Source organism: Sphingobium cupriresistens LL01, from assembly GCF_001046645.1.
In the GTDB taxonomy this organism is placed as follows: domain Bacteria; phylum Pseudomonadota; class Alphaproteobacteria; order Sphingomonadales; family Sphingomonadaceae; genus Sphingobium; species Sphingobium cupriresistens.
On record NZ_KQ130438.1, the window covers coordinates 1 to 2500 of the forward strand.

A 2500-nucleotide genomic window follows, 5' to 3' on the forward strand; every position below is an offset into this window, starting at 1 on the left:
TATGTTGGTTGCGGGAGTAGGATTTGAACCTACGACCTTCAGGTTATGAGCCTGACGAGCTACCGGGCTGCTCCATCCCGCGTCACCAACATGGGCTGCGTTTTGCAGCCTGCGAAGCATTTTTGCTTGTCATCCCGCTTTTGCGGTCTGACGGCGGGCTGCTTCATCCCGCGTCACCAACGGTAAAAGGGCGACCTTTTGGGTCGCCCTTTTATGAGACGTTATGAATGGGTTTTTGTTTCCGATATATGCGCGAGCTTCAATGCCTGGCGACGCCCTACTCTTCCAGTGCTTGAGCAATAGTACCATCGGCGCAGACTGGTTTCACGGCCGAGTTCGGGATGGGATCGGGTGGGTCACAGACGCTATGGTCACCAAGCAATGAAGCTGGCGCATATATGGGTTTTTGATCGATGCCGTGCACATGAGTATTTGCTTGCCAAACACGGCAACAGCCGCGTTTGGTGTATGTTTTGTAAGCGTATATCCGGGCTGGCTTAACAACCGACCGATCGCTGACATGCGCTGGAGACCAGCATTGTCGTTGATGGTGGGACTCTGCGGTTCACAAGTGAACCGTTTAAGCGCGAATAGGACAATTAGTATCGGTTAGCTTCATGCGTTACCGCACTTCCACATCCGATCTATCAAGGTCGTGGTCTTCGACCGTCCTGAGAAATCTTATCTTGAGGGAGGCTTCCCGCTTAGATGCTTTCAGCGGTTATCCCGTCCATACATAGCTACCCAGCTGCGCTCCTGGCGGAACGACTGGTACACCAGAGGTATGTTCAACCCGGTCCTCTCGTACTAGGGTCAACTCCTCTCAAATTTCGACGCCCACGGCAGATAGGGACCAAACTGTCTCGCGACGTTCTGAACCCAGCTCACGTACCACTTTAATTGGCGAACAGCCAAACCCTTGGGACCTGCTCCAGCCCCAGGATGTGATGAGCCGACATCGAGGTGCCAAACGATTCCGTCGATATGAGCTCTTGGGAATCATCAGCCTGTTATCCCCGGCGTACCTTTTATCCGTTGAGCGATGGCCCTTCCACGAGGGACCACCGGATCACTATGACCGACTTTCGTCTCTGCTCGACTTGTCAGTCTCGCAGTCAGGCGGGCTTATGCCATTGCACTCTAACAGACGGTTTCCAACCGTCCTGAGCCCACCATCGCGCGCCTCCGTTACTCTTTAGGAGGCGACCGCCCCAGTCAAACTACCCACCACAGAGGGTCCCTGTACCGGATAACGGTACGAGGTTAGACATCAGAAAACAGCAGGGTGGTATTTCACCTATGGCTCCACATCAACTGGCGTCGATGCTTCAAAGCCTCCCACCTATGCTACACAGCTCTTTCCTAATGCCACTCTGAAGTTGCAGTAAAGGTGCACGGGGTCTTTCCGTCTAACCGCGGGTACTCCGCATCTTCACGGAGAATTCAATTTCGCTGAGCATATCCTGGAGACAGTGGGGAAGTCGTTACGCCATTCGTGCAGGTCGGAACTTACCCGACAAGGAATTTCGCTACCTTAGGACCGTTATAGTTACGGCCGCCGTTTACCTGGGCTTCAATTCAGAGCTTGCACTCCTCCTCTTAACCTTCAGGCACCGGGCAGGCGTCAGGCCCTATACGTCGTCTTGAAGCCGACTTAGCAGAGCCCTGTGTTTTTGCTAAACAGTCGCTACCCCCTGGCCTGTGCCCCCCACAAGAGCTTGCGCTTATGTGGGGCCTCCTTCTTCCGAAGGTACGGAGGCAATTTGCCGAGTTCCTTCAGGATACTTCTCTCAAACGCCTTGGTATACTCTACCATTCCACCTGTGTCGGTTTAGGGTACGGTCTATACGGAGGGGCTATTTCCTGGGACAACTTCACAGCCTGGAGCAATCCAATAAGCCCAGACCATTTACGCCATCCGTCACACACCTCCAGGCCCACGAATATTAACGTGGTTCCCATCGACTACCCCCTTCGGGCTCGTCTTAGGGGCCGGCTTACCCTGCTCAGATTAGCTTTAAGCAGGAACCCTTGGAATTTCGGCGACAGTGCATCTCACACTGTTAATCGCTACTCATGTCTGCATTCGCACTTCCGATACCTCCACGGTCGGTTACCCTCCCGCTTCAACGGCCTACGGAACGCTCCGCTACCGCTCAGTCAAAGACTGAACCCTAAGCTTCGGTGCATCACTTTAGCCCCGTTACATCTTCGCCGCAGGATCTCTTGTTTAGACCAGTGAGCTGTTACGCTTTCTTTAAAGGATGGCTGCTTCTAAGCCAACCTCCTGGTTGTTTTGGAAATCCCACATGCTTTCCCACTTAGTGATGACTTGGGGACCTTAGCTGTAGGTTAGGGCTGTTTCCCTTTTGACGACGGACCTTAGCACCCGCCGTCTGTCTGCCGGACTAGACTCGTTGGTATTCGGAGTTTGGTTAGTGTTGGTAGATCTCGCGACCCCCGCAACCATCCAGTGCTCTACCCCCAACGGCAATCATCC

Annotated in this window: 1 tRNA gene and 2 rRNA genes (1 of these 3 cut by a window edge); all 3 read right to left on the bottom strand. The window is 53.7% G+C overall.

Annotation, left to right across the window (positions count from 1 at the left end):
* Window positions 1-5: 5 nt before the first annotated feature.
* Window positions 6-82: transfer RNA gene (locus V473_RS19955), tRNA-Met, on the bottom strand.
* Window positions 83-264: 182 nt separating this feature from the next.
* A 5S ribosomal RNA gene (gene rrf, locus V473_RS19960) occupies window positions 265-379 on the bottom strand.
* A gap of 201 nt (window positions 380-580) precedes the next feature.
* Window positions 581-2500, bottom strand: a 23S ribosomal RNA gene (locus V473_RS19965); it runs 901 nt beyond the window's last position.